The 24272-nt window shown below is 70.0% G+C and carries 23 protein-coding genes and 1 tRNA gene; 5 read left to right on the forward strand and 19 right to left on the reverse strand.

What is annotated here, in order from left to right:
* Positions 1-27: 27 nt before the first annotated feature.
* Genes LT972_RS08165 through LT972_RS08190 form a run of 6 tightly spaced genes read right to left on the reverse strand, consistent with a single transcriptional unit; the run spans position 28 to position 6027 of the window.
* Positions 28-810, reverse strand: coding sequence for an AAC(3) family N-acetyltransferase (locus tag LT972_RS08165; RefSeq protein ID WP_232569320.1), 783 nt, complete (start codon positions 808-810; stop codon positions 28-30).
* Positions 803-1732 (reverse strand): glycosyltransferase, encoded by a 930-nt coding sequence (locus LT972_RS08170; protein ID WP_232569322.1) that lies wholly within the window; start codon positions 1730-1732, stop codon positions 803-805. The genes LT972_RS08165 and LT972_RS08170 overlap by 8 nt, the downstream gene beginning before the upstream one ends.
* The gene (gene wecB, locus LT972_RS08175; RefSeq protein WP_232569323.1) at positions 1729-2811 is read right to left on the reverse strand and encodes a non-hydrolyzing UDP-N-acetylglucosamine 2-epimerase; all 1083 of its coding nucleotides are present in this window, start codon (positions 2809-2811) and stop codon (positions 1729-1731) included. The genes LT972_RS08170 and wecB overlap by 4 nt, the downstream gene beginning before the upstream one ends.
* Entirely contained in the window at positions 2808-3836 is a 1029-nt protein-coding gene (locus LT972_RS08180; protein WP_232569325.1) for a hypothetical protein, read from the reverse strand. Before LT972_RS08180 ends, wecB begins: the two co-directional genes overlap by 4 nt.
* Positions 3833-4705, reverse strand: coding sequence for a glycosyltransferase family 2 protein (locus tag LT972_RS08185; RefSeq protein WP_232569327.1), 873 nt, complete (start codon positions 4703-4705; stop codon positions 3833-3835). The genes LT972_RS08180 and LT972_RS08185 overlap by 4 nt, the downstream gene beginning before the upstream one ends.
* A complete protein-coding gene (locus LT972_RS08190; RefSeq protein WP_232569329.1) occupies positions 4705-6027 on the reverse strand; it encodes a nucleotide sugar dehydrogenase in 1323 nt (440 codons plus the stop codon). Before LT972_RS08190 ends, LT972_RS08185 begins: the two co-directional genes overlap by 1 nt.
* A 159-nt stretch (positions 6028-6186) precedes the next feature.
* On the opposite strand from LT972_RS08190, the gene LT972_RS08195 reads away from it, so the two are divergent.
* A complete protein-coding gene (locus LT972_RS08195; protein ID WP_232569331.1) occupies positions 6187-7284 on the forward strand; it encodes an aminopeptidase in 1098 nt (365 codons plus the stop codon).
* 174 nt (positions 7285-7458) lie between these two features.
* On the opposite strand, the gene LT972_RS08200 is transcribed toward LT972_RS08195, so the two are convergent.
* On the reverse strand, positions 7459-8274 hold the full coding sequence (locus tag LT972_RS08200; protein WP_232569333.1) for an HD domain-containing protein: 816 nt from the start codon (positions 8272-8274) through the stop codon (positions 7459-7461).
* A 42-nt stretch (positions 8275-8316) separates the two neighbouring features.
* On the reverse strand, positions 8317-8697 hold the full coding sequence (locus LT972_RS08205; RefSeq protein ID WP_232569335.1) for a DUF7522 family protein: 381 nt from the start codon (positions 8695-8697) through the stop codon (positions 8317-8319).
* A gap of 256 nt (positions 8698-8953) precedes the next feature.
* Here LT972_RS08205 and LT972_RS08210 point away from each other — a divergent pair, with 256 nt between their 5' ends.
* The 3 genes from LT972_RS08210 (at position 8954) to LT972_RS08220 (ending at position 10881) form a co-directional block, all read left to right on the forward strand.
* Complete coding sequence (locus LT972_RS08210) at positions 8954-9226, forward strand: twin-arginine translocase TatA/TatE family subunit (RefSeq protein ID WP_232569338.1); 273 nt, start codon at positions 8954-8956, stop codon at positions 9224-9226.
* Between the two features lie 40 nt (positions 9227-9266).
* A tRNA-Arg gene (locus LT972_RS08215) sits at positions 9267-9339 on the forward strand.
* Between the two features lie 204 nt (positions 9340-9543).
* A complete protein-coding gene (locus LT972_RS08220) occupies positions 9544-10881 on the forward strand; it encodes a DUF7289 family protein (protein WP_232569340.1) in 1338 nt (445 codons plus the stop codon).
* On the opposite strand, the gene LT972_RS08225 is transcribed toward LT972_RS08220, so the two are convergent.
* The 11 genes from LT972_RS08225 to LT972_RS08275 all read right to left on the reverse strand — a co-directional run bounded on the left by LT972_RS08225 (position 10874) and on the right by LT972_RS08275 (position 23060).
* A complete protein-coding gene (locus LT972_RS08225) occupies positions 10874-11596 on the reverse strand; it encodes a DUF7289 family protein (RefSeq protein ID WP_232569342.1) in 723 nt (240 codons plus the stop codon). The two genes, LT972_RS08220 and LT972_RS08225, sit on opposite strands and share 8 nt — an antisense overlap.
* Complete coding sequence (locus LT972_RS08230; RefSeq protein ID WP_232569343.1) at positions 11589-12035, reverse strand: DUF7266 family protein; 447 nt, start codon at positions 12033-12035, stop codon at positions 11589-11591. The genes LT972_RS08225 and LT972_RS08230 overlap by 8 nt, the downstream gene beginning before the upstream one ends.
* Positions 12023-12592 (reverse strand): DUF7288 family protein, encoded by a 570-nt coding sequence (locus LT972_RS08235; RefSeq protein WP_232569345.1) that lies wholly within the window; start codon positions 12590-12592, stop codon positions 12023-12025. The genes LT972_RS08230 and LT972_RS08235 overlap by 13 nt, the downstream gene beginning before the upstream one ends.
* A 1-nt stretch (position 12593) precedes the next feature.
* Positions 12594-13034 carry a DUF7287 family protein gene (locus LT972_RS08240; protein WP_232569346.1) on the reverse strand — a complete coding sequence of 147 codons (441 nt, stop codon included), beginning with the start codon at positions 13032-13034 and terminating at the stop codon, positions 12594-12596.
* A complete protein-coding gene (locus tag LT972_RS08245; protein ID WP_232569348.1) occupies positions 13034-15061 on the reverse strand; it encodes a type II secretion system F family protein in 2028 nt (675 codons plus the stop codon). The genes LT972_RS08240 and LT972_RS08245 overlap by 1 nt, the downstream gene beginning before the upstream one ends.
* Complete coding sequence (locus LT972_RS08250; protein ID WP_232569350.1) at positions 15058-17979, reverse strand: type II/IV secretion system ATPase subunit; 2922 nt, start codon at positions 17977-17979, stop codon at positions 15058-15060. The genes LT972_RS08245 and LT972_RS08250 overlap by 4 nt, the downstream gene beginning before the upstream one ends.
* 80 nt (positions 17980-18059) lie before the next feature.
* Positions 18060-19277 (reverse strand): ABC transporter permease, encoded by a 1218-nt coding sequence (locus tag LT972_RS08255; protein WP_390226315.1) that lies wholly within the window; start codon positions 19275-19277, stop codon positions 18060-18062.
* Positions 19278-19297: 20 nt separating this feature from the next.
* Positions 19298-20026 carry an ABC transporter ATP-binding protein gene (locus tag LT972_RS08260; RefSeq protein WP_232569354.1) on the reverse strand — a complete coding sequence of 243 codons (729 nt, stop codon included), beginning with the start codon at positions 20024-20026 and terminating at the stop codon, positions 19298-19300.
* An 85-nt stretch (positions 20027-20111) separates the two neighbouring features.
* Positions 20112-20678: a hypoxanthine/guanine phosphoribosyltransferase gene (hpt, locus tag LT972_RS08265; protein WP_232569356.1), complete on the reverse strand. Its 567-nt coding sequence runs from the start codon at positions 20676-20678 to the stop codon at positions 20112-20114.
* Positions 20679-20743: 65 nt separating this feature from the next.
* Positions 20744-21793 (reverse strand): DUF7350 domain-containing protein, encoded by a 1050-nt coding sequence (locus LT972_RS08270; protein WP_232569358.1) that lies wholly within the window; start codon positions 21791-21793, stop codon positions 20744-20746.
* The gene (locus LT972_RS08275; protein WP_232569360.1) at positions 21786-23060 is read right to left on the reverse strand and encodes a DUF7405 family protein; all 1275 of its coding nucleotides are present in this window, start codon (positions 23058-23060) and stop codon (positions 21786-21788) included. Before LT972_RS08275 ends, LT972_RS08270 begins: the two co-directional genes overlap by 8 nt.
* Before the next feature lie 102 nt (positions 23061-23162).
* Between LT972_RS08275 and LT972_RS08280 the strand changes: the two genes are divergently transcribed.
* Positions 23163-24272: a hypothetical protein gene (locus LT972_RS08280; RefSeq protein ID WP_232569362.1), complete on the forward strand. Its 1110-nt coding sequence runs from the start codon at positions 23163-23165 to the stop codon at positions 24270-24272.

The following is a 24272-nucleotide window of genomic DNA, read 5'->3' on the forward strand; positions in this document are numbered from 1 at the left end:
TCACCGCCTCTCCAGTTTTTCCTGCCGTCACGTTACGAGGTAGTAGGGGTCGTCGGGGAGGCGGTCGTCGAGCAGCGAGTCGATTGCGCCGGCGCGACAGCCCTGCACGCGGAGGCCGCCGACCGACCGGTCGCGGAAGGCGTCGCCGAGGTCGGCGGCGACCTTCTCGCGGGCGAAGCGCCGGTAGTGGTCGTCGGTGGGCGCGTAGTGCGTGACCGCGTGGGTGTCGCCGTCGCGTCGGACGACGCCCCGGTGGGCGGTAATCGAGACGTAGGGAGCGTCGTGGCGGAGTTCTGCGACGTGGAACGCCGAACACCGGAATCGACCGGTGCCGACGTTGAGGTAGAGGACGTCGCGGTCGTGGAGTTCCGTCCAGTAGCCGCCGGGGGCGTAACTGCACCGCGTGCCGTCGGCGTCGAATTCGAAGTCGCCGGCAGCAAGCAGGGAGAACACGGGGTCTGCGGTGCGGACGTCGGCGTCGGCGAGGAACCGCCGGCCGAACGTCCCGACTTCGGGTGGCGCTCGGTCGAGGTCGACGTAGCCGGTGTCCCGGAAGGAGAACGTGAACCCAGGCGTGAGTATCGCGTCGAAGGACGCGAACAGCGCGTCGGCGAGGCGCTCGTAGGGGTCGCCGCCGAACGCCGCCGCGACGTCCGAGAGGCCGGCGTAGACGACCGCGGTGTCGGCGTCGAAGCCAGCGAGCGCGTCCCGGAGCGCGCCGTCCGGGAGCGAGGTCACCGTCCCGGAGCGACCGAGTTTGTCGGCGGCGAGCGACCGGGCGGCGTGCGCGTACGCGCCGAGTCTACCCATCTGCGACCTCTCGGTAGAGGCGTTCGAGGCGGCGAGCGGTCCAGTCGCGGTCGAGGTGTGCGACGCGCTCGCGGCCGTTCGAGCGCTCGCGTTCCGAGAGCGCGTCGGCGAGCAGGCGCGCGAGGCCGCGGTCGGTGTCGGCGACGCCGCCGGGCGAGACGCCGTCGAGGCGCTCGGGCACGTCCCCGACCGGGGTGGCGACGACCGGAAGATTGCACGCGAGCGCCTCTTTGACGGCGTTGGGCGACCCCTCGTGGGTCGAGGTGAGGAGGAGGGCGTCGGCCGCGTTCAGGTACGTCGGCATCTCGTCGTGGGACGCGTCGGTGAGGACCTGAAGCGCCACGTCGGCGTCGATTCGGCCGCGGGCGGCATCGACGACGCGGCGGGCGCGCGGGAAGTCCTTGGCGGGGCGCGCCGGCGAGTACGGGAAGAGGACGTGTCGCTCGTCGTCGCGCCAGCCGACCGCCGCGCGCGCCGCGGTCGGGTCTCGGGGGGAAAACGAGTCGGTGTCGACGCCGTGGGGGACGACGAGCGCGTCCGCGCCGAGGTCGCGGGCCATCCGTTCGGACATGACGACGGTCGCGGCGGCCCGCCTCGCACAGCCCCGGCTGACGGGGCCGAGTCGTCCGTAGAGGTCGGTTCCCCACAGCGAGACGACGGCCGGCAGGCCGGGGGTGGCGAGCGCGGTCGGCGCGACGATTCCCTGATTGGCGTGCACGAGGTCGAAGTCGTCGCCGGCGGCGCGGACGGCGCGAGCGGCGTGGACGAGGTAGTCGCGAGGCCGTCGCGTCCGTTCGCCGGGAACGTGGGCGCCGGGGACGGCGAGCGTCGCGCAGTCGACGCCGCGCTCGCGGAGCGCGCGGACCTGCCCGCGGTAGGCCGTGGAGTCGGCGCTCGGCACGAGGTGGAGGACGCGAGTCATGCTCGGTCGGGGAGCGGTCGGGCGGCGGGTTCGTCCGTCGCCCAGTCGGCGAGCGTTCGCGCGACCTCGTCGGCGGCGCCGGTGGGAGGCCGTGAGTCACCGGGTGTGGCGGCGACCGCGGCTTCGACGGCGTTCGTGACGGCGGCGGGGCGCGTTCCGGCGAGGACGTTCTGGCCGCGAGCGACCGTCTCCACCCACTCGGTCGTCTCGCGGAGCGTCACGCAGGGCGTCCCGAGGTAGGCGGCCTCGCGCTGGACGCCGCCCGAGTCGGTGGCGACGGCGCTGGCGCCCGCGAGCAGGTCGAGAAACGCCGGGTAGCCGGTCGGGTCGACGAGCGACACGCGGTCGGCCGCCCAGTCGTAGCAGCCGTACGCGCGCAGGCGGTCCTCGGTTCGGGGGTGGAGCGGGAGGACGACGGGCAGCGAGACGCGAGCGAGCGCGTCGAGGACGCCGACGAGCGTCGCTTCGTCGTCGGTCGTCGCGGCGCGGTGGACGGTGGCGAGGACGTACTCGTCGGGCGTGTCGGGCGTCTCGGCCGGGAGGCCGCGCGCCGTCTCGACGGCGTCGGCGCGCAGGTCGCCGGTCCGGTGGACGCTCTCAGTCACGCCCTCGTCGGCGAGATTGGCGACGGCAGTCTGCGTCGGCGCGAACCGGGCGTCTGCGAGGTGGTCGACGACGACGCGCGTGCGCTCCTCGGACATCGTCCAGTCGCCGCTCCGCAGGCCGGCCTCGACGTGCGCGAGCGGGCAGTCGGCGGCGACGGCGGCCAGCGCGCCCGCGAGCGTCGACGTGGTGTCGCCGTAGACGACCACGACGTCCGGCGACTCGGCGGCGAGAATCGGCCGGAGGCGGGCGACGGCGCGGGCCACCTGCTCGCCCCGGGGCGCCGACCCGACACCGAGGTGGTGGTCGGGCGCCGGGAGCGACAACTCCTCGAAGAACACCGCGGAGAGCGCGTCGTCGTGGTGCTGGCCGGTGTGGACGAGCGCGTGCGAGACGCCGCGGTCGGCGAGCGCGCGGGACAGCGGCGTCGCGAGCACGAACTCGGGGCGGACGCCGACGACGGAGCAGACGGTCACGCAACCCCCTCCACAGTGTCGGCGACGAACGCGGCCACGTCGACCTTGTCGGCGACGAGTCGGGCGCGGCGGCGCGCCTGTCGCTCCCGGGGCGGGTCGCGGAACAGGTCGACGGCACGGGAGACGGCGGCGTCCTCGTCGGCGAACGACTCGAGGAGGCCGTAGTCGGCCTCGAGTTCGCGGAAGTTGCTCATGTCGCCGTCGCCCGCGAAGGAGTTCGTGCGCACCGCGGGGACGCCGAGGACGGCCGCCTCGGTCGCCGTCGTCTGGGAGTCGCCGGCGTAGCAGTCGGCGCACGCGAGCAGGTCGTGGAAGCGCTCGGGCGGCACGGGGAGCGCGTCGGCGTTCGGCGGTGCGCCCGCCGCGTCCTCGCTGGTGACGTACACGTCACCGATTTCGGCGAGTTCGTCCACGAGGCGGCGCTTCGCCGCGGGCGAGAGGCCGCCGCGCCCGAGGTCGTGGTGGGCCTCCCAGGAGACAAACCGCAGGACGGCGTACCGGCTCTCGGGGTCGACGCCGTGCTCGCAGAGCGCCGCGCGGTCCGGTTCGAAGCGCTCGGGGTGGAGGTACGCGAGTTCGTGGAAGCCGTCGTAGCGCCGCTGATTCGGCGTCTCTCGTCCGAAGCCGCGGGGCGTGCAGACCACGTCGGCGAAGCGATGCGTGGCGGCGGCCGCGACGCGCTCGGGCTCGCTGTCGTCGAAGACGACCGCGTTCGCGCCGGCGAGCCGGGCGGCGTAGACGGCGGCGGGGTCGACCTGACTCACGACGACCGTCGGTTCGAACTGCCGGGAGAGACGCGCGAGGCCGACGGTGCGGACGGCGAGTTCGCCGGCGCGAGCGAGCGGGCCGCCGCGAGCGCGCGAGACCACCGTGTACGGGATGTCGGTGGCGTCCAGCAGCTGCGTCGTCACGTCTTTCTCGCGGGCGGCGACGGCGACGGCGTGCCCGCGGTCGGCGAGTTCGCGGGCCGGGTTCTCGAACAGGTGGACGAGCGCCGGGTGGGTCACGTCGAACAGCACTCTCATCGCGACCACCGCCGTTCGAGGAGGCCAATCGTGAGGACGCCGGTGGCGACGCCCGCCGCCGCGACCGATTTCGGCCGTTCGCGCGCGAGTCGGCGCGCGAGCGTGCGAGCGAGCAGTTCCGAAACGCGGGGGACGTAGGTGCCGTAGTCGATGCCGCTGGCCTCGTCGCCGTACGCGCTCTCGTGGGGGACGTCGACGACCCGGCGGTCGGCGGCGCGGAGCCTGCCGAGCACGTCGATGCCGTAGCCGTACCCCTCGTAGACGGTCGCGGGGTCGATTGCCTCGAGGGCGTCGCCGGTGATTGCGGTGTAGCCGTTCACGGGGTCCGAGACACCCCAGTACCCGGAAGCGACGCGACAGAGGGCGGTGAGGGCGGCGTTCCCGAACAGCCGGAACGCGGGCATCGGCTTGGTGTCCTCGACGGAATCGAGTCGAGACCCCTTCGCGTAGTCGGCGTCGCCGTCCGCGAGCGGGTCGAGGAAGCGAGCGAGGACGGTGGGGTCCATCTGGCCGTCGGCGTCTATCGTCGCGACGAGGTCGACGCTTTCGGCGACGGCGGCGAGGTAGCCGGTCACGACCGCGCCGCCCGCGCCTCGGTTCTCGTCGTGGCGGAACGCGAGCAACCGACCGCGCTCGTCCAGTTCGGCGACGCGGTCGGCGAGAGGGGACGCGTCGACGGTCCCGTCGAGTCGGCAGCCCCGGTCCGGGTCCGCGGCGTCGAGCGCGACCGCTCGCGTGTCGTCGCCCGAGCAGTCGTCCACGAGGTAGACGCGGTCCACGTAGTCGGGTATCGCGGCGACCACGCTCCCGACGAACGCGGCCTCGTCGTGGGCCGGCACCACGACGGCGACGGTTCGCTCCCGGTACATCACGGACACCGGTAGGAGACACCGTGGTCCGCGGCGCGCGCCCGGTCGAACACCCGAGGCACGTCGACGACAGCCGGCGGGTCGGCCGTCGCGCCCGCGACGTCGGCGAGCGTGAGGGAGTCGAACGCCTCGTGGCCGACGAGCACGGCGACGGCGTCCACGCCCCGGAACGAGCACTCCTCGGTGACGTCGAACGGCAGCGTTCGGTCCGCCCGGTCGGCCGAGACGAGCGGGTCGTAGCCGACCACGTCCGCCCCGCTGTCCGCGAGGCGCTCCGCGACGTCGACGCACCGAGACCCGGCGAGGTCGGCGACGTCGGCCTTGTACGCGAGGCCGAGCAGGAGCACCGTCGAATCGCCGGGGTCGCCGCGTTCGCCGAGTGCGGTCACCACTTCGTCCGCGACGCGCGCCGGCACCGCCTCGTTGACCGCGCGAGCAGTCCGCACGAGCGGTGTGGCCGCACCGGCGCGGGCCGCTCGGGCCGCGAACAACTCCGGGTCGACGGGCAGACACGTCCCGCCGACGAGGCCGGGGTCGAGACGGGGGACGTTCCACTTCGTCGCCGCGGCGTCGAGGACGGCGTCGGCGTCCAGTTCGAGCGCGTCGAGGGCCGCCGCGAGTTCGTTCACGAGCGCTATGGTGACGTCCCGGTAGACGTTCTCCACGCACTTCGCGGCGGCCGCGACGGCGGGGTCGTCGACGACGTGGACCGAATCGTGGACGCGACCGTACAGGTCCGCGACGTCGCGTGCGACCGCCGGGTCGTCGGCGCCGACGAGTTTCGTGCGGACGTCGGTGCGACCGCCCGGTGAGAGGCGTTCCGGGGAGTGCGCGACCGCGAACTCGCGGCCCGCGTCGAGGCCCGACGCCCGCTCCAGCGCCGGCGCGAACACTCCCCGTACGCCTCCGGGGTGGACCGTCGACTCGAGGACGACGGTCGTTCCGGCGGTCAAGTGCTCGCCGACGGTCGCCGCGGCATCCCGCACCAGTTCGAGCGAGCGCCCGTCGCCGCCCCGCCCGGTCGGAACCGAGACGGTGACCACGTCGGCGTCCGCGACGCACGCCGGGTCCGCGGTGAACGAACAGTCACTCGCCGCGAGTCGGTCGTCGCCGACGGTCTCGGTTCCGTCCCGACCGCGGCGGTAGTCGGCGACTAGGGACTCGTCGACGTCGTAGCCGACGACGTCGAGGCCGGCGTCGTCGAACGCGAGCGCGCGGTGGAGGCCAACGGTCCCCACGCCGACGACCACCGCACGGCACGACCGCCGGAGCGTCGCGCCGGCGGCCGCTCGCGCGTTCGCGTCTCGGTCACGTTCGGACATCGCGTCGACAGTCGGCACCACCCCAAATTGGTAATCGGTCGGTAACGCCGCCGTGTCCGGGGTGGTGGCCCCGGCAGGCGACGCCGGACTGCGGCGCGGTAGCCGCGACGAAACACCCGGTACCCACATCCTTTTCTCGCGTCGTCGGCGTCTGGGCGTATGGACGACAGAGTCCGCCGCCACGCGGAAATTCTCGTCGAGCAGTGCGCGGAAGTCGAGCAGGGAGACATGGTGCGCGTCGTCGCGCCGCCGGTCGCCGAAGACCTCGTCGTCGCCGTCTACGAGAAACTCGGCGAGGTCGGCGCGCGCCCGACGCTCTCGTGGCGGGGGTCGCGGGCGACCCGAGCGTACGACCGAGCGATGGACGCCGAGGGCTACGAGCGGGCCGACCACACGCTCGCGATGCTGGAGGAGACGGACGCCTACATCGGCATCAACGGGTCGCGGAACCTCGCCGAACGCAGCGACGTGCCGGGCGAGAACGTCACCGCGAACCGGCGCGCGAACGAGGAACTGCAGGAGGCACTGCGTGACATCCGCTGGGTCGGCACCCAGTACCCCGCGCCGGGGAACGCCCAGAAGGCGGGGATGAGCACGGCGGCCTACGAGGACTTCGTCTATCGAGCGGTCGACCGCGACTGGGACGAACAGCGCGCGTTCCAGTCTCAGATGGTGGACATCCTCCGGGACGCCAGCGAGGTACGCATCGTCTCCGGCGACCACACCGACCTCCGGATGTCCGTGGACGGCATGGTCGCGAAGAACGACGCCGACGACAACAACATGCCCGGCGGCGAGGCGTTCACCGCGCCCGTCCCGGACACCGTCGAGGGCGAGGTGCTGTTCGACCAGCCGCGGATGTGGCGCGGCGAAGAGATTCTGGACGCCCGCCTGACTTTCGAGGGCGGCGAGGTCGTCGAGTACAGCGCGCGACAGAACGAAGACGCCCTCGAAGAGATTCTGGAGACCGACGACGGCGCCAAGCGCCTCGGCGAACTCGGCGTCGGGATGAACCGCGGCATCGACCGGTTCACGTACAACATGCTGTTCGACGAGAAGATGGGCGACACAATCCACCTCGCCGTCGGGAACGCGTACCCCGACACCGTCGGCGAGGACCGCGAGCGCAACGAGTCCGCCATCCACGTCGACTTCATCACGGACATGAGCGAGGACTCCTACATCGAAGTCGACGGGGAAATCGTGCAGCGGAACGGGACGTTCAGATTCGAGGACGGGTTCGAAGCAGAGGCCTAGGAGGACTCAGTCCCCGGTTTGACGAGCATCCGCGAGCGCGGAGCGCTCGCGGTTCACAGCGCGCTTCGCGCGCTGGCGGCGAGGACCCCCGATAGGGGGTCCGACGCCGCTTTTTCCCCAAGTTTTTGCCGAGGGGGTGGCCTGCGGCCACCCCCGCAGCGCAAAAAGTGGCTGCTAGAGCTCGATTCGTTCGACGAGCGCGTCGTTGCCGTCGCCGCTGGAGTTCAACGCGACGATGTGGACGTCGTCCTCGATGCCGGATTTGTGGAGTTTCTCCTTGAGGAGGTTGTCGACCTGGTAGACGCCGGCGGCGTTCCGCATCTCGATTTCCACGAGAACGGGGGCGTCCTCGCCCTCTTGGAGGCGGACGGTGTCGATGGCTTGGCTGGAGAGGGTGTTGATGCCGCGGCCGCCGCGCTCGTAGGGGAGCCGGGAGCGCCCGTGTTCCATGTCGAGGCCGTCGGCGACGCGGATGACGCCGGCTTCGGTGGTGAGCGGGTCTTCCTCGGTGTGGTGACAGAGGATGGCGTGGAGGACTTCGCCCTTGACGCGGACGGCGTCTTCGGCGTCGTAGAACTCGGGGAGGATGCGGTCGAGGATGTCGGCGGCGAGCGGGATGGAGTAGTAGGCGTGGCTGTCGCGGTGGACGACGTGCCCGATGTCGTGGAGGGTGGCGGCGAGCGCGACGATGACCGACTCGTCGGCCTCGTCTAAGCCCTGGTCGGCGGCGCCGTTGAACTCGACGTCGCCGCGCTTGAGAAGTTCGTAGAGGCGTAGGGCGCGGTTACGGACGATTTCGATGTGCTTGGTGCCGTGGTCGTTGTACCCCTTGCGCGTGACGGGGTTGACGTTCTGGGCTTCGAGGTAGGTCGTGATTTCCGGGTCGTCGTCCACGAACGCGAGCACGCGGTTCAGTCGGTCGTCGGGGAAGGCGTGGCTCTCCCGCGGGTCGTACTCGTGGCTGGAGTCGGACTGCGTGGCGTCGCTCATGTCCCGTGAGTTCGCGCGGCGAGACAAAAAGCCGTGTGCCCGTCACGCCGCCGGGTCGGGAAGCGGGAACACGTCCTCGGTCGCGTCGATGGCGTCGAGGATGAGGTCGCGGTCGCGGTCGAGTCCGAGGAACAGCGCCTGTGACCCGGCCTCGTTCCACCGCACGACGTTCAGGCCGTGGTCGAACACCTGCACCGTCACCCGGAAGTCGCCGAGCGGTTCGTACAGTTCGTCCTGTATCTGTTTCGCGAACCCGCCGATGCCGAGGTCCTGGTAGATGCGCTCCATGTCGGCTTTCGAGTACTGCTGGCCGATGTCCTCGCGCATGTACCGAATCTCGTACTCTGACTCCGCGAACCACGCCAACCCGACCGTGCGAACGCCGTCGCCGAGCGCGTCCCGGATTCGTGCTTCGAGGGACATATCGAGACGTGAGAACGAAGCAACTTGGTAGTTGCTGTCACGACAAGTGGTATCGTCTGGTTGTGGAACCCGAAAACGAGCGTTTCGGCCCGTCAGCCCAGCGACTCTCCGCGCCGCGCCGACTGACACCGGAACGCCCCCTCGAGAGCGCCGGAAGCGAGGATTCGAGCGGATAGAGCGCAATACGACCCGGATTTCCACGTTCCCGATGCGAGCATAAAGCCTATAATTGAGAGAAGGCAAGCATCGGGTAGCGATGTTCACCAGTACCCCACTGTTCGTCGGCGGGCTCCCGGGCGGCATGGAGTGGGCAGTCATCCTGCTCATCGCCGTCCTCCTGTTCGGCGCCAACAAGATCCCGAAACTCGCCCGCTCCAGCGGCGAAGCCATCGGCGAGTTCCAGAAGGGCCGCGAGGAAGTCGAAGCCGAACTCGAGGAGATGCGCGACGGCGCGGACCCCACCACGGACTCCGACTCCGACACCACGGACGCCAGCACCGACTCCACGGACTCCGCGTCCAGCAACTAACGCAACCGTTTTTTCGCCGACCCGCCCTCTCCCCGAACGAGGGCGTGTGGCCAAGCGGACACGGCGAGAGGTTCCTAACCTCTAGATCGCGGGTTCGAATCCCGTCACGCCCGCTCACTCGCTTCGCTCGTTCGCGGGCGTGACGAACCTCGCGAACGCTACGCGTTCGCTCGGTCCCGTCACGCCCTTCATGCTCTGTTCGTCGCGGCAGTCACAAGATAGTGTTTCGTGTCGCCTAGGGCGTCTGTCGGTGGTCGTGTCCAACTACAGACGTTTCACCACCAGTTTCTTGCGTGTTAGGTGCCAACGAAGCGAGCATGGACGTTCGCGGTCAGTCCGAGACAATCGGGCTGGTGTTGTTGCTCGCGATCTCCGTCATCGGGGTGGCAGTGGTGGTCGCTGCCGCGGGGACGGCACTCGACAGCGCGGAGCACGCCGCGTCAGTCGAGCGCGCCGAGCAGTCGCTGAGCGTGTTCGACGCGCGCGCCGCGATGGTCGCGCTCGGGCGCTCGGACGGTCAGTCGGTGTCGCTGTCCGGCGCGTCCGGCGGGAGTTACGAGGTGCGACCGGACGCCGGCCGGATGACACTCGTGCGCGAGGACGAGAACGGCACGCAGATCGGTGACCCTATCGTGAACGCGACGCTCGGGTCCGTCGTCTACGAGAACGGGGACGCGACGGTGGCGTACCAGGGCGGCGGCGTGTGGCAGTCGCCGGGTGAGGGCCAGGGGTCGACGCTGGTGTCGCCCCCCGAGTTCAACTACCAGGGCGCGACGCTGACGCTCCCGCTGATTCGCGTGACCGGCGGCGAGTCGTCGGCGGCGGGCGCGCCGAGAGCGCGCGTGAGTCAGGCGGACGTGCGGAACGCGAAGTTCCCGACCGAGAACCGGTCGAACCCGCTGTCCGGCGGGACCGTCGTGGTTCGCGTCCACAGCGAGTACTACCGCGGGTGGGCGCAGTACTTCCGGCAACGCACCGCGGGGAACGTCAGCGTCTACCCGGACGAAAAGCGCGTGGACTTGGAACTCATCGCGCGCGGGTCGGGCGGCCTCTACTCGCTGGACGAGACGCCGATCGAGTTGCGCGGGCTCAGCGACGGCCAGCCGATTCGGGAACTCTCGTTCACGATGTACCCGAACAAGGCGTCGAGTTTCAACGACCTGCACTGGGCGCTCGTCGCCGACGACGGCGGCTCGGACCGCTTCGAGGTGGAGATAGACGGCGGCAACCCCTGCAAGGGGAAGCAACCGCTGGTGTCGGTGACCTACGACAACGGCAGCGCGGTCCACGAGTGGGAGAACACGTCGGCGTGGGCGACGTCCGGGTCGTCGTTCACGTACGCGTGCGGCGGCAAGAACGGGAAGGAGCCGACGCTGTTCTTCGACCTGACGGGGGAGACGAACGTGACGTATCAGGGCGGGACGTCGCCGCTCGCGAACGACTCGGTCGGCTACGTCGTGAACAACTACCTCGCGGAGATGGGGCCAAACGTCGAACTGGAGGTGACCTCGAAGGGGAAGAACCGTCCGCCGGGGAACTCCGCGAGCACCGACCTCGACGCGTCGACGGTCGACGTCCAGTACAACTCCTCCGGGGCGCGAGTGGTGACGTTCCTGCACGTCACCGAGAACGCGGTGAACGTCTCGGTCACGTGAACGCGACGTCGACGCCGACGGCCTGCACGTAGACGGCGTCGGCGTCGAGCGGACAGCGCACGCGGTCGGCGCTCGGGCGCGTACACGAGACGTTCAGTTCCGGTTCGAGGTAGCGCTCCCACGCGTTCGCCCGCGGCGACGTGACCGTGAGGTCGACGCTGTCGTTCTCGAACGTCCTGACTTCGCGCCCGTTGACAGTAGTGCGGACGAGCAGGCGGCGGGCGTCGTTCGCGCTGACGCCGTCGCTGGCGGCGCGCGTGACGACGTACGGGACGAGCGTGCGATTTCCGCTCGCGAACCGCGGTTCGTCGAACATCACGGCGTCGTCGCCGTACTGCCGGAACAGCGCGCCGTTCGCGTAGACGAGGCGGTCGCCGTCGTTCGCGCGGTACACCACCGGTCGTATCGTCGCGGCGTAGTAGTTCGTGTCGTTCGCCGTGACGTTGAACGTCACTGCGGGGCCGAACGAGAGTTCGCCGTCGGCGAGCAACACCTCGGTGGTGCGACGGGGGGCGCCGCGCACGGCGAGGTCTTCGACGTTCGCGTCGAGGACGTCGAGTGCGCGCTCGGTGTTCGAGAACTGCTGGGTGTCGCGGGCGTCCGTGAGCACGTCGAAGCCGCCGACGTAGACCACGGAGATGGTCGACAGGACGAGTCCGAACACGAGGACGAATCCGAGCGTGTCGCTGACCGCTCGGCGCGCGCCCTCACGCATCGTCGACCACCAGCGTGTCGTTTTTCGCGTCGTAGACCGCGACGAGCCGGCCGCCGTCGTGTACGCTCGCGTTCAGCGTCGTCTCGACGTCGACCGCGACCGCGACTTCCTCGCGCGGCAGGTCGGATTCGAGGACGACCGTGTCGTTGCCGCCGGGGTTCACGCGCACCTCGTAGGCCGACCCGGCGACCCGGGGCGGCATCTCGATTACGTATCGGACGGTGCCGCCGTCGCTCGCTCGCGCGAGCCGGTCGGCGGCTTCGAGGTCGCTGGCGACGCGCTCTCCCACCACGTCGAGTTGGGTGTCGACGGCGCGTTCGCGCTGGTCTTCGACGAGCGTCCCCGCGGATATCATCAGCGTCGTGACGAGGATGGCGGCGACGCCGAGGTTGAGGACGTAGCCGAGGGTGGTGGAGACGCCGCGGCTCAGATCCGCCACAGCACCACCTCCACGTCCACGACGGCGTACACCGGACCGGGGGCGTCCGGCCCGAAGTAGGTCGCGTTCTCCAGCGTCGGCCCGTCCGGGACGCCGGTGACGCGCTGCCGGTCGTACAGCGTCACCGTGCGCGTCGCGGCGACGGCGTCGGCGCTCGGTTCCCCCTGGAAGACGACGCGTCGCTGTCGCCGCTCGCCGTCGGCCGTGATGTAGTACGCGTTCACGTTGTACGCGATGGTCCGGTCGCCGAACGCGGCCGCGAGCGCGTCCCCGAACGCCGTGTCCGGCGGGCCGCCGACGTAGTAGCCGCGCTGGCCGGCGTCGCGGAACGTCGCGTTCGAGGCGTTCCAGTGCCGGAGCGTGGCGGACAGCGACCCGTCCTCGCGGGCGGTCGCGAGCAGGCCGCTGGCGGCGCGCTCGTGTTGAGTCTCGATGTGCTGGCTGGCGGTGCTCGCGGTGAGCGGCGTGACCGCGGTCGCCTGGAGCGTGAACGCCACCGCGAGGATGACGACGAGCGCGGCGGAGACGCCCTCGAGGGTGTGTGCTTGCGCCCGCATGCTACCACACCCTCACGACGAGTTCGAGAGTGCGGTCGTCGACGTCGACGATGCGCCACGCGACGGTGACGTCGCCGTCCTGGGGGACGGCGTCGCCCGCCGCAGCGGTCGTCCCGTTCACCACGGCGACCGCGCCATCGGGCGTTTCGAGCGTGGCGTTCACGTTCCGGTAGGACTCGATGGGGAGGCGGGCCGCGGGGTCGGTCCCGTCGGCGAAGAACGACGACACCTGCTCGGCGTCGAGTCGGTACGGGTCCTCTGGGGCGCCGAGGCTGTCGGTCGCGAGGTCGTCGGCGATGCGGTTCGCGGACACCGGGTCGCCCGCGCCGGCGCCCGTGAACGGCGTGGTGATGCCGGGAACGAACGCGAACGCGAACGCGACGGTGACGAGGAAGACGCTGACGCCCGCGGCGAAGTCCATGGTGGTCTGTGCGCGAGTCATCACGTGAAGGCGAACGCTATCAGTGCGACCGTCGGGAGGACGACGGCGAACTTCACGCCCGAGAGCAGGTCGGCGTCCCGGATGTACCCCGCGATGAATCCGGAGATGACCCCCTGCATCGTGACGGCGTGGAAGAACATCGCGCCGAGTTCCTGCGTGTCGATGTTCCCGCCGAAGCTCAGTTCGTTGGCGCCCGCTTCGGCCGCCGCGCTCCCCGACCCGGCGGCGGACGTGGAGAGGCCGCTCATCGTCCCGAGGAACTTCACCTTCAGGATGACCATCACCGCGAGCAGCGTGAGGTACGTCATCACGATGATGACGACCTGCATCCGGGCGCGGGAGCGGCGCTCGCGCTCGATGTCGTCCTGGTTCTCGCTGGCCTGCGCGGCGGTCGTGAGGACGGCCGTGATGCGACTCGACGCCTCCTGTGCCTTCGCGACGAGTTTCACGGTGCGCGCGAGCCGCGGGATGTGGTACTTGTTGTTGAACTCGACGAGCGCGCGCCGCAGGCTCGTGCCGTAGTTCACCTTCGCGTACATCACTTCGAACTCCTGGCCGAGTTTCCCGCTGGTGGTGTCAGAGACGGTCTTCACGGATTCGAGGAGCGTCATTCCGGTGTCGTTGGCCGACGAGAGTTTCCGGAGGTTGTCCGAGAGTTTGTCCGTGATGCGGCGCCGCGAGCGCACGTTCCACTCGCGGAACACCGCCAGCGGCACGCCGATGACGTACAGCGGGAGGTAGGCGTAGACGAACGTCCCCCAAATCGGGGACGCTATCATGGCGTCCAGTGAGGTCGGCGCCACCCCGCCGAACACCGCGGACCCGACGGCGACGAGCGTCACGGGGACGGTGAACGCGAGCGTGAACAGGGGGTTGTCCCGGAAGAACCGCACCGGGTGCCGGACGACCTGAATCGTCTCGTAGTTGCCCTCGCGGCTCTTCACGCGGTCGAAGAGGCTGTAGTCGCCGACGAAACGCTCGACGAGCCCCAAATCCAGCAGTCCGGGCTCGCGTCCGGCGTCGTCGCCGTCGCCGACCTCGAGGTAGCCGTCGCCGGGTTCGTCCTGTTTGACCGTGGAGACGAGCACGAGGAAGCCGACGCCGACCAGCGGCGTGAGCACGTAGACGGTGGCGTACAGCAGGAACATCTGGGCCTGCCCGAGCATGCTCATGATGACGAGGATGATGATGAGGAGCAGCGGGAACAGCGACAGCGTCATGTACATCTCGCCGAACAGTTCGAGGGTCTCCAGCGTGAGTTCCTGTTGCTGTTTGGCGGTGCGCATGTGTTTGTCCTTCTTGTCCGCGAGGAACTCCGTCATGTCACCCCCGGAGTTGATGATGGAGAGCATGTCCGTCAGAAACTGGCTGAGTTCGTCACTCGGCGTCTCCATCGAGCGGTTCCGCACCGCCGTCCGGTAGTCCGTGTCGAAGTACTCCGTCTCCTGGACGATGCTCCGGAACTCCATGGCGACCTCGCCGTAGGTGTCGTCGGCCTTCGCCATCGCCTCCAGAATCTCCAGTTGGTTCATGCCGCCGATGGACAGCGCGTACATGAACGAGACCGAGTCCGCGAGGAGCATGTTTATCTCGCGCTCTCTGGAGTTCGAGCGCATGTAGGGGACGGCGAGCAGCGTGCCGAACCCGAGCGTGAACCCCAAGAACCCGAACACGAGGCCGGTGACGACGACGAGCGCGGGCACCTTCAGCGCGTTCACGATGGCGAGCAGCGTCGGGTTCGGCACCGGGACGCCGATGATGACGTCGGTGGCGACGACGCCCGTGTAGAACAACACGTACCCGAGGCCGAGGCCGACCAACCAAAGCAGCGCGCCGACGAGGACGCCGACGCCGATGGCGCGCGAGACGAATAACTCGACGGGGTCGTCCATGCGGGCTTCCGCGAGTTTCGTCTCGACGTCCGCGACGAAGTCGCTGCGCTCGTCGAACGCCCACTGGTAGACCGGGTAAAAGCGGTCCGCGAGGACGTCCGCGCCCTCCCCGAAACTACGGGACTCGGTGCTCATTCCGCATCGTCCTCCGACGGTGCGTCGTCGCCGAGGACGCCGTCGTCCGCGAGCGCCGTGCCGCCGTCGGCGGCCTCGTCGGCGCCGTCAGCGTCGAACTCGTCGAAGCCGTCGCCGTGAGCGACGCGCTCTATCGCGGACTCGAGGTCGCCGTCGCTCGTGCGCTCGGCGACCACGTCGTCGGCGGGGTCGGTCGTGAGCGCGGACGCCAGCGAGTCCGGCGTCTCGCCCTCGAACTCGGCGAGCACGCCGCCGTCCTCGCGGGCGGTTTCGAGGATGCCCTCGGCCTCTTCGAGGACGCCCTCCGAGGGGTCGGGGCGGGGCACCATCTCCTCCTTCTCGGGGTCCACGTCGATGAGCACGCTCTCCATCCCGCGGAGGTCCTCGAGGGCCTCCTGGAGTTGGTCGTTCGCGACGAGCGTCAGGATGGTGTCGGGGTCGTTGATGTACGCCTGGGCTGTCGCCGCGACCTGCGCGTACTCGTTGAGGCCCTCGACGATGAGGTACGCGAGCAGCACGCGGCGCTCGTCGAGTTGGCGTTCGAGTTCGCGGTGGGTCCACCCGCGGTCGAACCGAATCTCGTCGAGCGTCGAGGAGTCCGCGGTCTGCCGGTAGGAGTCGTCCTCGGGCTCCCACTGGAACACGTCGTTGACGTTAATCTCGTCGTTCTCGGCGTCGTAGCGGTTGATTTCCGTGATGGAGCGGTTGCGCCGAACCTTCTGTCCCCGGACTCGCGTCTGGGACTGCACGCTCACGAGGTCGAGCGCCGTGAACAGCGTCTTCGAGACGTTGATGGGTTCGGTGGTGAACCGCTTGAGCACCTCGCCGACGTTGTCCGCGTGGAACGTCGTGTACGTCGTGTGGCCCGTCGACATCACCTGGAACAGCGTCCGGCCCTCCTCGCCGCGCACCTCGCCCATCACGATGTAGTCGGGGCGCTGGCGGAGCGCGGCCTCCAGCAGGTCGAACTCGTCGATGTCGCCGGACTCGTCCTCGCCGAAACTCGGCCGGGTGACGCTGGCGATCCAGTTGCGCTGCGGGAGTTCGACCTCGCGGGTGTCCTCGATGGAGACGATTTTCGTGTTGCTCGGGATGAAAAGCGAGACTGCGTTCAGGCTCGTCGTCTTCCCAGAGGCGGTGCCGCCCGCGAACACGATGCTCTTGTGGGACTCGATGGCGAGCCAGAGGAACGCCATCTCGTCCAGCGAGAACGTCTGCCAGTTCACGAGGTCGACCGGCGTGAACGGCACGTCCTTGAACTGGCGGATGGTGTAGTTCGTGCCGTGGTCCGAGACCTCCTGCCCGAGCGTGAGTTGGGCGCGCGAGCCGTCCGGGAGCGTCGCGTCGACCTGCGGCTGGCGCTTCGAGATGCCCTTCCCGGAGCGCTGGGCGAGTTTCACGACGAAGTCGTCGAGGCTCTCGCGGCCGTGCTGGACGTTCGTGATGAGGTTCTCGTAGTCGGTGTGGTAGACGAACACCGGCGAGTCGTAGCCGTCACAGGAGACGTCCTCGACGTTGATGTCGTGTTTCACGCCGTCGATGCGCTCGTAGCCGACGAAGTCTCGCTGGAGCGTGTACAGCAGCGTCTCGACCTGGTACTCGGTGAGCGTGTCCGGGTCCTCGTCGAGTACGGCGGGTTCGGGGCGCGCGGCGAGGCCTTCGAGTCGGTCGCCGTCTGACGCCGCTTCCTCGGGCGGGTCGCGGCCGCCGAGCGCCACCAGCACGCGGTCCAAAAGCGACTGCTCGGTCGCCGTCGGGTCGTCGAAGAGGTCGTAGCGGTCGAGCAGTTTCCGGGTCTCGCGTTCGATGACCTGCCGGCGCTGTGGCTGGTCGGCGGCCGCCGCCACGTCGTCGCTCGCGTACTTGATTGCGGTGCGGAGTTTCCCCGTGAGGAACTCCTGTAAGTCCCGCTCGATGGGGTTGCGGTACGGCTCCACGAGGTAGTACTTCTTCTCGTTCTCGCGGTCGGAGTGGAAGATGACGACGAACGCGTAGGGCTTGTTCACCCAGTAGCGCTCGACCTCCCGGAAGTGGGCTTTCTTCGGTATCGGCACCGCTTTCTCCAGGTCGTAGCGGTTGGCGAGCGTGGTGCGGCCGTCCACCGTCGAGAAGAACGCGTCCTCGTCGACGTCCTCGCGCACGTCGACCGTGCGCTCGTCAACCAGTTCGCGCGTCTCGGTGGCGGCGTCCTCCTTCAGCGACAGCCACCCGGCCGCGTCGTCGGGGTCGAATCCGAGGTACTTCGCGGGGTCGAACGGGATTACCTCGCCGTCGTCGTCGCGGGGATGCGTCCAGTCGTTCTCGCCGACGTAGTAATGTTCGCGCTTGAAGTGCTCCCAGAGCCACTCGTCTTTGACGACGGGCGTCGTCGCGGGGTCGGTGAACGCGTCGAAGTAGGCGTGGAGGTCGCTCGCGCGCTCGACGGCGTCGCCCACGACGTCGTGTCGTGCTTCCGGTTCGAACCCGAGGTCGTCGGCCGGGTCGGCGTCGACGGCGTCCCAGTCCGGCTGTGGCGGGTCGGCGTCGAGTTCGTCCCACGCCGGGTACGGCGGCGTGACTTCGACGCGCTCGTCGTCGGCGGCCTCGGCTTCGCGTTTCGCTTCCTCGCGGCGGGCGCGCTCGCGGTTCTCCTGTACGCGCTCGGCCGCGCCGTCGGGGCCGTACTCGTCGAGGTAGTCCACCCACGTGTACTCGCCGACGCCCGGCGAGTCGTCCGTCGGGCCGTCGTCGACGCGCCGGACCGCGGGTTCGAGGTCGCCGGCCAGCGGCGCGCGCGCGTCGACCGCGTCGCTGTCGACGTCGCCTACCGTCACCCCGTCGTCGGGCGTCGCCGGGTCTGTCGGGGGTTCGCCGGCGTCTGTGTCGTCACTGCCGCCGGCGACGGGTTCCCCGTCCGCCTCGGCGTCGTCCCCTGCCATTGCCGGGTACTGTCCCTACACCGTGAAAAACCCTTGCGACAACGTGCCATGATGTTGCACGATTGATGTGCGCGCCGAAGTCACTCGTACCGGAGCGCGTCGATGGGGTCGGTGCGCGCGGCGTCCCACGCGGGGTAGAGGCCGGCGACGACGCCGACGAGCAGGCCGACGGCGACGGCGATGGCCGCCCACTCGACGGGGAACGTCATCGGCAGGCCGACGTACCGGGTCGCCGCGAACGCACCGAGCAGTCCGAGCACGACGCCGAGGACGGCACCGAGGACGCCCAACACGACGGCTTCGGCGAGGAACAGTTGGAGGACGTCGCGGTTCTGCGCGCCGACGGCTTTCATGATGCCGATTTCGCGGGTGCGTTCGGTGACGGAGACGAGCATGATGTTCGCGATGCCGATAGAGCCCACCACGAGGGAGATGACCGCGACGCCCGTGACGAACGCGGTGAACGTGTCGAGCAGGCTCCGAATCTGGTTCACGAGGTCCTGGGCGGTCTGCGCGCGGAACTCGTAGGTCGCGGGCTTGAGGCTGCTCGCGTCGGAGTCGCCGTCGAGGTAGGCGAGGACGCGCTCGCGGGTCGGGTCGACGGACTGGAAGTCCTCTGCGACGACCGTGAGCGTCGGGTAGACGCGCTGGGGGACGCCCTGCGTCGGACTCTCCAGTCGCGTGTCGTAGAACGGGTCGGTCGGCACGTACACCTGTGGAACGGCGAACCCGGCGAACGGCCCGGCGTCCGCCGAGAGAATCCCCGAGACGGTCGCGTTCACGCGCGAGCCGTCCGGCCGGACGACGACGACGCTGTCGCCGACGGAGACGTTCGCGTCGAAGAGGTCGACCGCCGGTTCGTTCAACACGACCTCGGGAGCGCCCTGCGCGTAGGGGCCGCCCGCGACGAACTCCTGTGGCGCGCCGTACTCGAAGAACGCGGGCGTGCTGGCGGTGAGGCGGTTGTACGCGAGCGTCTGCCCGCCGACCGACAGCCCCGCGACCGGCACGTCGCCCGAGGGCACGACGGCGTTCACCCCCGTCAGGTTCCGAATCTCGCTCACGTCGTGTTCGGTGAACACAGCCTGCCGGGGACCGGGCGGGCCGGGCTGGGCGTCGGCGGGCGCGGCGCTCACGGACATCGACGGCGACTGGCCGCCCGCGACCTCGCCGAGCACGTCTGCCTGCAGGCTCGCGCCGAGCGTGACGAACGTGATGACGGCGGCGACGCCGATAGCGACGCCGAGCGTCGTCAGCACCGACCGGAGGCGGTGCCCGCGGATGGCGCGTACGCTCATTCGCAGGCTCTCGACCGGGTTCACGGCTCGCCCTCCGCGGTCGGGCGCCGCGGCTCCGCGACGCGCTCCTCGCGTTCGACCTCGCCGTCGAGCAGGTGGACGATGCGGTCGGCGTGTTCGGCGATGTGGCGCTCGTGGGTGACTAAGAGGACGGTGTTGCCGGCGCGGTGAAGGGCAGCGAACTGCGCCATGATGGCCCGTCCCGTCTCCGAGTCGAGGTTCCCGGTGGGTTCGTCGGCGAGCAACAGCGCCGGGTCGTTGGCGAGCGCTCGGGCGATGGCGACGCGCTGGCGCTGGCCGCCCGACAGTTCGCTCGGCAGGTGGTCCGTCCGGCTTCCGAGGCCGACGCGGTCGAGCAGGTCGGCGGCGCGGCGCTCGCGCTGGCGACTCGGCACGCCCTGGAACACCATCGGGAGCGCGACGTTCTCCGCGGCGGTGAGCCGCGGCATGAGGTTGAACGTCTGGAACACGAACCCGATTTTCGTGCCGCGAATCGTGGTGCGGTCGCGCTCCGAGAGTTTCGTCACGTCCCGGCCGTCGACGACCACCCGGCCCTCGCTGGGCGTGTCGAGGCAGCCGACGAGGTTCATCAGCGTGGACTTCCCGGAGCCACTCGGCCCCATCACGGCGGTGTACGACCCCCGGGGGAGGCGCAAAGAGACGTCGCGGAGCGCGTACACCGTCTCCCCGCCGAGCCGGTAGGTCTTCCGCACGCCGTCGAGGACGACGGCGGGCGCCACGTCGCTCATCGCCGCCCCCGGCGGTCGGCGCGCTGGCTCGCGGACATGTCAGGACAGACGCGCTCCAGCGAGGTAACGTTGCGGGGCGGTCGGCCTACTGGTACTCCTCGACGACCGTCACGTCGCCGTCCTCGACCTCGATGTCGACGAGCGGCGTGACCTCGTGGGGTGAGTCGGCCATCGCGGAGTCCGACCCGACCTTCCGGATGACGACGACGGTGTCCGCGATTTCGGCGCCGATGTCGTCCAGCGAGTCGGTGAGCGCGCGGAGCGTCCCGCCCGTCGAGAGCAGGTCGTCGAGGACGAGCACGCGGTCGCCCTCGTCGACGTCGTTGATGTACATCTCGCTCTCGGAGTAGCCGGTCTCCTGGTGGAGGGACACCTCGCCGGGGAGGCCGTACTCGCGCTTGCGGACGACGGTCAGCGGGATGTCGGTCTGGAGGCTGACCGCGGTGGCGATGTGGATACCCATCGCTTCCGGGGTGACGATTTTGTCGACGCCTTCGAGGTCGGCGACGCGCGTGACGCCGACGACGACCTCGCGGAGGAGCGCGGGTTCGAGCATCGGGACGCCGTTGCTGATGGGGAGCACGACGTACTCGTAGCCGCCGTCTTTCTCGATGACGGGCGCTTCGTCGAAGGACTCGCGGAGTAACTCCATACGCAGTGTTCAAGAACGACGACTAAAGACTGCCGGAACCAGATTCGCTGGGCACGTTCGTGGTGTCAGAACGTCGCGCCGTCGAACCCGAAGAAGGCCGTCTCGTACCCCTCGTGGCGCGACAGTTGGGTCGGCGACGTGACGCCCACCTGCAGGTCGTCGCCCTCGCTCACGCCCGAGACGGCGGCCGCGTAGTGGTAGCCGAGTTCGGGGTCGAGCGTCGGCACGAGCGGCACCGACTCGCCGGAGTCGCCGACAGTCACGTCGAGCGTCGACGCGGCCAGTGGGAAGCGATTGTAGGCCGAGCGCAGGGACGCCGCGACGTACGTCTCGTCGCTCCCCGTGGCGAGGTTCCCGCGCGATTCGGCGGTGCCGACGACGAGTTCAGCGCCCGCACCCGACTCGGTGCCGCGCACGTCGACCGGGAGCGAGTCCGCGGGCGGCGACTGCCCCATCGACACGAACCCCATCCCCATCGGGTCGACCGTTCCGGGAGTGCCCTCGCGGTCGGCGGCGATGTCCGTGAACGCGAGGTCGTCGAGCGCGGCCGACTCGAAGGTGAACGAGAAGGAGAACGGAATCGGGCCGTCCGGCGCCTCGACGCCGTCCGTCCGCCGGGTGCCGCCGGGCGCCACGCTGACCGTCGCCTCGTAGTCGCCGTCCGGGCCGAGTTCGACGTTGTCGCCGTAGTGGACGCCCATCCGCTGGGAGAGCATCTGCCACGGGCTGAGCGTGCTCGTCTCGCCGTCCGGGTCGGTGAGTTCGACCCGCGGGCTGGCGGCGGGGAGCGCGACGCCCGCCTCGGCGTCCCAGACGGACACCATCAGGTGGACGTCCTCGGCGGATTCCGCGTTCACGCGCTCGGTCTCGGAGCCGCGAGTCAGCCAGAAGCGGTGCGGGAACGTGTACGTGAGCGCGGCGCGGTACCGGCCGTTCGCGCCCTTCCCCGCCATCGTCATCCCCTCGTAGTGCGTCGGAACGTAGGGCTCGTCCGGGCGGTTCTCGGGGAGCGGCGGCTCCCGGTTGGCCTTCTGGGTCTCCAAGAGGCCGAAACAGCCCGCCGTCGCCGCGAGCCCCGACACGCCGGTCGCCGCGAGGAACGAGCGCCTACGCATCGTTGCCCTCCGGCGTCGGGAGCGACCGACTGCTCCGGGGCGGCAGGAGGTAGTTCCCGCGCCGCGTCACCGACAGGTACTGCCGGATGCCGTTGTTCGTGCGCCGACCCACCGCCGACTGCTGTGAGATGTCGTCTGCGTTCATGGCGTCTCTGGTGGCTTCGAAGTCAGCGATTTCGCGCTGGAGCGCGAGGAAGTGGACGCCCGCGCGTCCGCCGTCCGTCGAGTCGAAGTCCCGCCGCAGAATGACGGGGCGCCCGTCCTCGCGGACGGACTGGAGTTTCTGTCCGTGGCCGACGACGCCCTCCTCGCGGGCCGTCTCGGTCGGGTCGCCGCAGTCGTCTAACTGCGGGGTCGCGCCGAGGTTCTCGCCGGTGCCCTCCACGGCACCGGACTCGGCGTGCGCGGGACAGAACATCTTCGCGACGCGCTCCTCGCGGCCGTCCTGCTCGTACCACTGCTGGAGGTTCAGGTCGATGTGGGAGACGTGCTGGGTGGTGCCGCCCGCGAACGGCCCGGACTGAATCGTCACGCGGTCCTCGGTCGCCTGGCTCTTCTCGAAGTCCGACTTGAACCCCATGTAGAGGGGTGCGTCGTCGGGCACGGGTTCCGAGTCGGGGACGCCGCCGGTGTCCTGATTCTCCGCCGGCAGGCCCTCGCCGACGAAGCCGGTGCGGCGCTCGGTCACCGAGAACGCTTCGGTGAGCGCCGACCGCATCGAATCGCCGTTGACGTCCTCGCGGTTCCCGCGCAGCCCCTCCTCGGCCTCGAGGACGACCTCGGCCCGGTCGCTCGCGAGGTGGACGAGGGCGTCCGAGTCGTCGAACGCGGGGGATTCGAGGTCCGAGAGCGCGCGCGGTTCGGGCAGGCCGACGCCCTCGGGCGACCCGCCGAGCGACTCGAAGTACGCCGGCGAGTAGCCGACGGTGAACAGCAGGCCCTCGTTCGACCACTCGTAGGCGGTCTCCAGCGACCGGAGCGAGGCCTCGACGGCGTCCCGGTCGTCGTCGGTCGGTTCGCTCCCGTCGAAGTCGAGGTGCAGGAGGACGTGGTGGCGCGGCGGGCGCACGTTCGCGTGGTCGTCGCGCGCCGAGTGTGCGTTCCACGCGTGCTGGCGGTCGGGGAGGGAAGCGGGGTCGTCGGTCCCTGTCGGAACCGGTTCCTCGCTCCCGCGGTCCATACACGCCGCGAGCGCGCTCGCGCCGCCGATGGCGACGGCCGACTTGAGGAACGCGCGACGCGGAACGCCGCGCTCGTCGGGGGACATAGTCGAGAGTTACGGACGCGACTGAAAAGGGATTCTGGTGCGGGCGTCGAATTCGACGCGCGAACCAGAATCAGTTAAGGCACGGAATCGCTACGCCGGAGTATGCAGACGATACGGCGCGCCGCGCGCGCCACCGGCGGAACGGTCGCAGCGACGGCAGTCGCCGGCACCGCGGCGGCGCACTCGGGAACGACGCACGCCGGCACGCCGCACTGGCTGTTGTTCGTGCTCGCCATCGCGGGCGCACTCGGCACCGCGGGCGCCGTCGCGGCGTACCGTCGCGGCGCCCTCGACGGCACGGTCGGCGCGCTCGCGGCGCTCTCGGCGGCGCTCCTCGCGGCGTTCGGTCTCGTCGGCCTCGTCGAACTCCAGGTCGTCTCCGAGACGCCGCCGTCGCTCACCGACATCTACCCCGGCCTGAGCCTCGCCGTCGCGGGCGCGATGGCAGTCGGGAGTCTCGTCGTCGGCCGCTGGAAGTTCCCCCAGCGCCCCCGGTACACCGCGCTCGGCGTGCTGCTCGCGGCGTGGGTCGTCTACCCCGTCGCGATGCCGAACGGCGGCGTCTACCACCCGCTCGGCTACGTGCTCGTGGCGACCGTCGCGTTCGCCGTCGGGTACGTCGTGTGGCGGGACACGCGGGCCGTCGTCCAGAGCCTGCGGCGCGACCGCCGACCGCTCGCGGGCGGCCTGCTCGCCGGCACCATGTTCGTCGTGTTCCTCGCGTTCTCAGCGGGCACGCTCACGCTCAACCCCGACGCAGGCGTCGGCGCGCCAACCGAGACGCTCGTGTTGTTCATCCCGGTCGCCGACCCCCTCGTCGCGTGGCCCGCCGTCGAGTTCGTGTTCCCCTCCGTCCCGCTCGCCGGGTTCGTCTCCGTCGGCACCGTCCTCCTCTTCGGCCTGCTCGGGGGGCTCGTCACCCTGAACGTCGGCGTGCTCGTCCAGCAGTGGCGCGCCGGCGCCGCCGCCGACTCCAGTACCTCGGTTCTCGGGATGGCCGCGAGCACCGGCGCGACGGCGTGCTGTTGCTGTGCGCCCGCGTTCTACGGCGTGATTTCGGTGATTTTCGGCGCCGCCGCGACGCCCGCGTACTGGGCGTTCATGAACCCCGCGTCGCCCGTCGGCGGCGTCTTCTTCGCGTCCAGCGTCCTGTTGTTGCTCGGGAGCCTCGTGCGGTCGACGGGCGGCGGACAGAGCGCGGTCCCGCAGTGA

Origin of the sequence: Halobacterium litoreum (assembly GCF_021233415.1) — an archaeon.
Lineage (GTDB): Archaea > Halobacteriota > Halobacteria > Halobacteriales > Halobacteriaceae > Halobacterium > Halobacterium litoreum.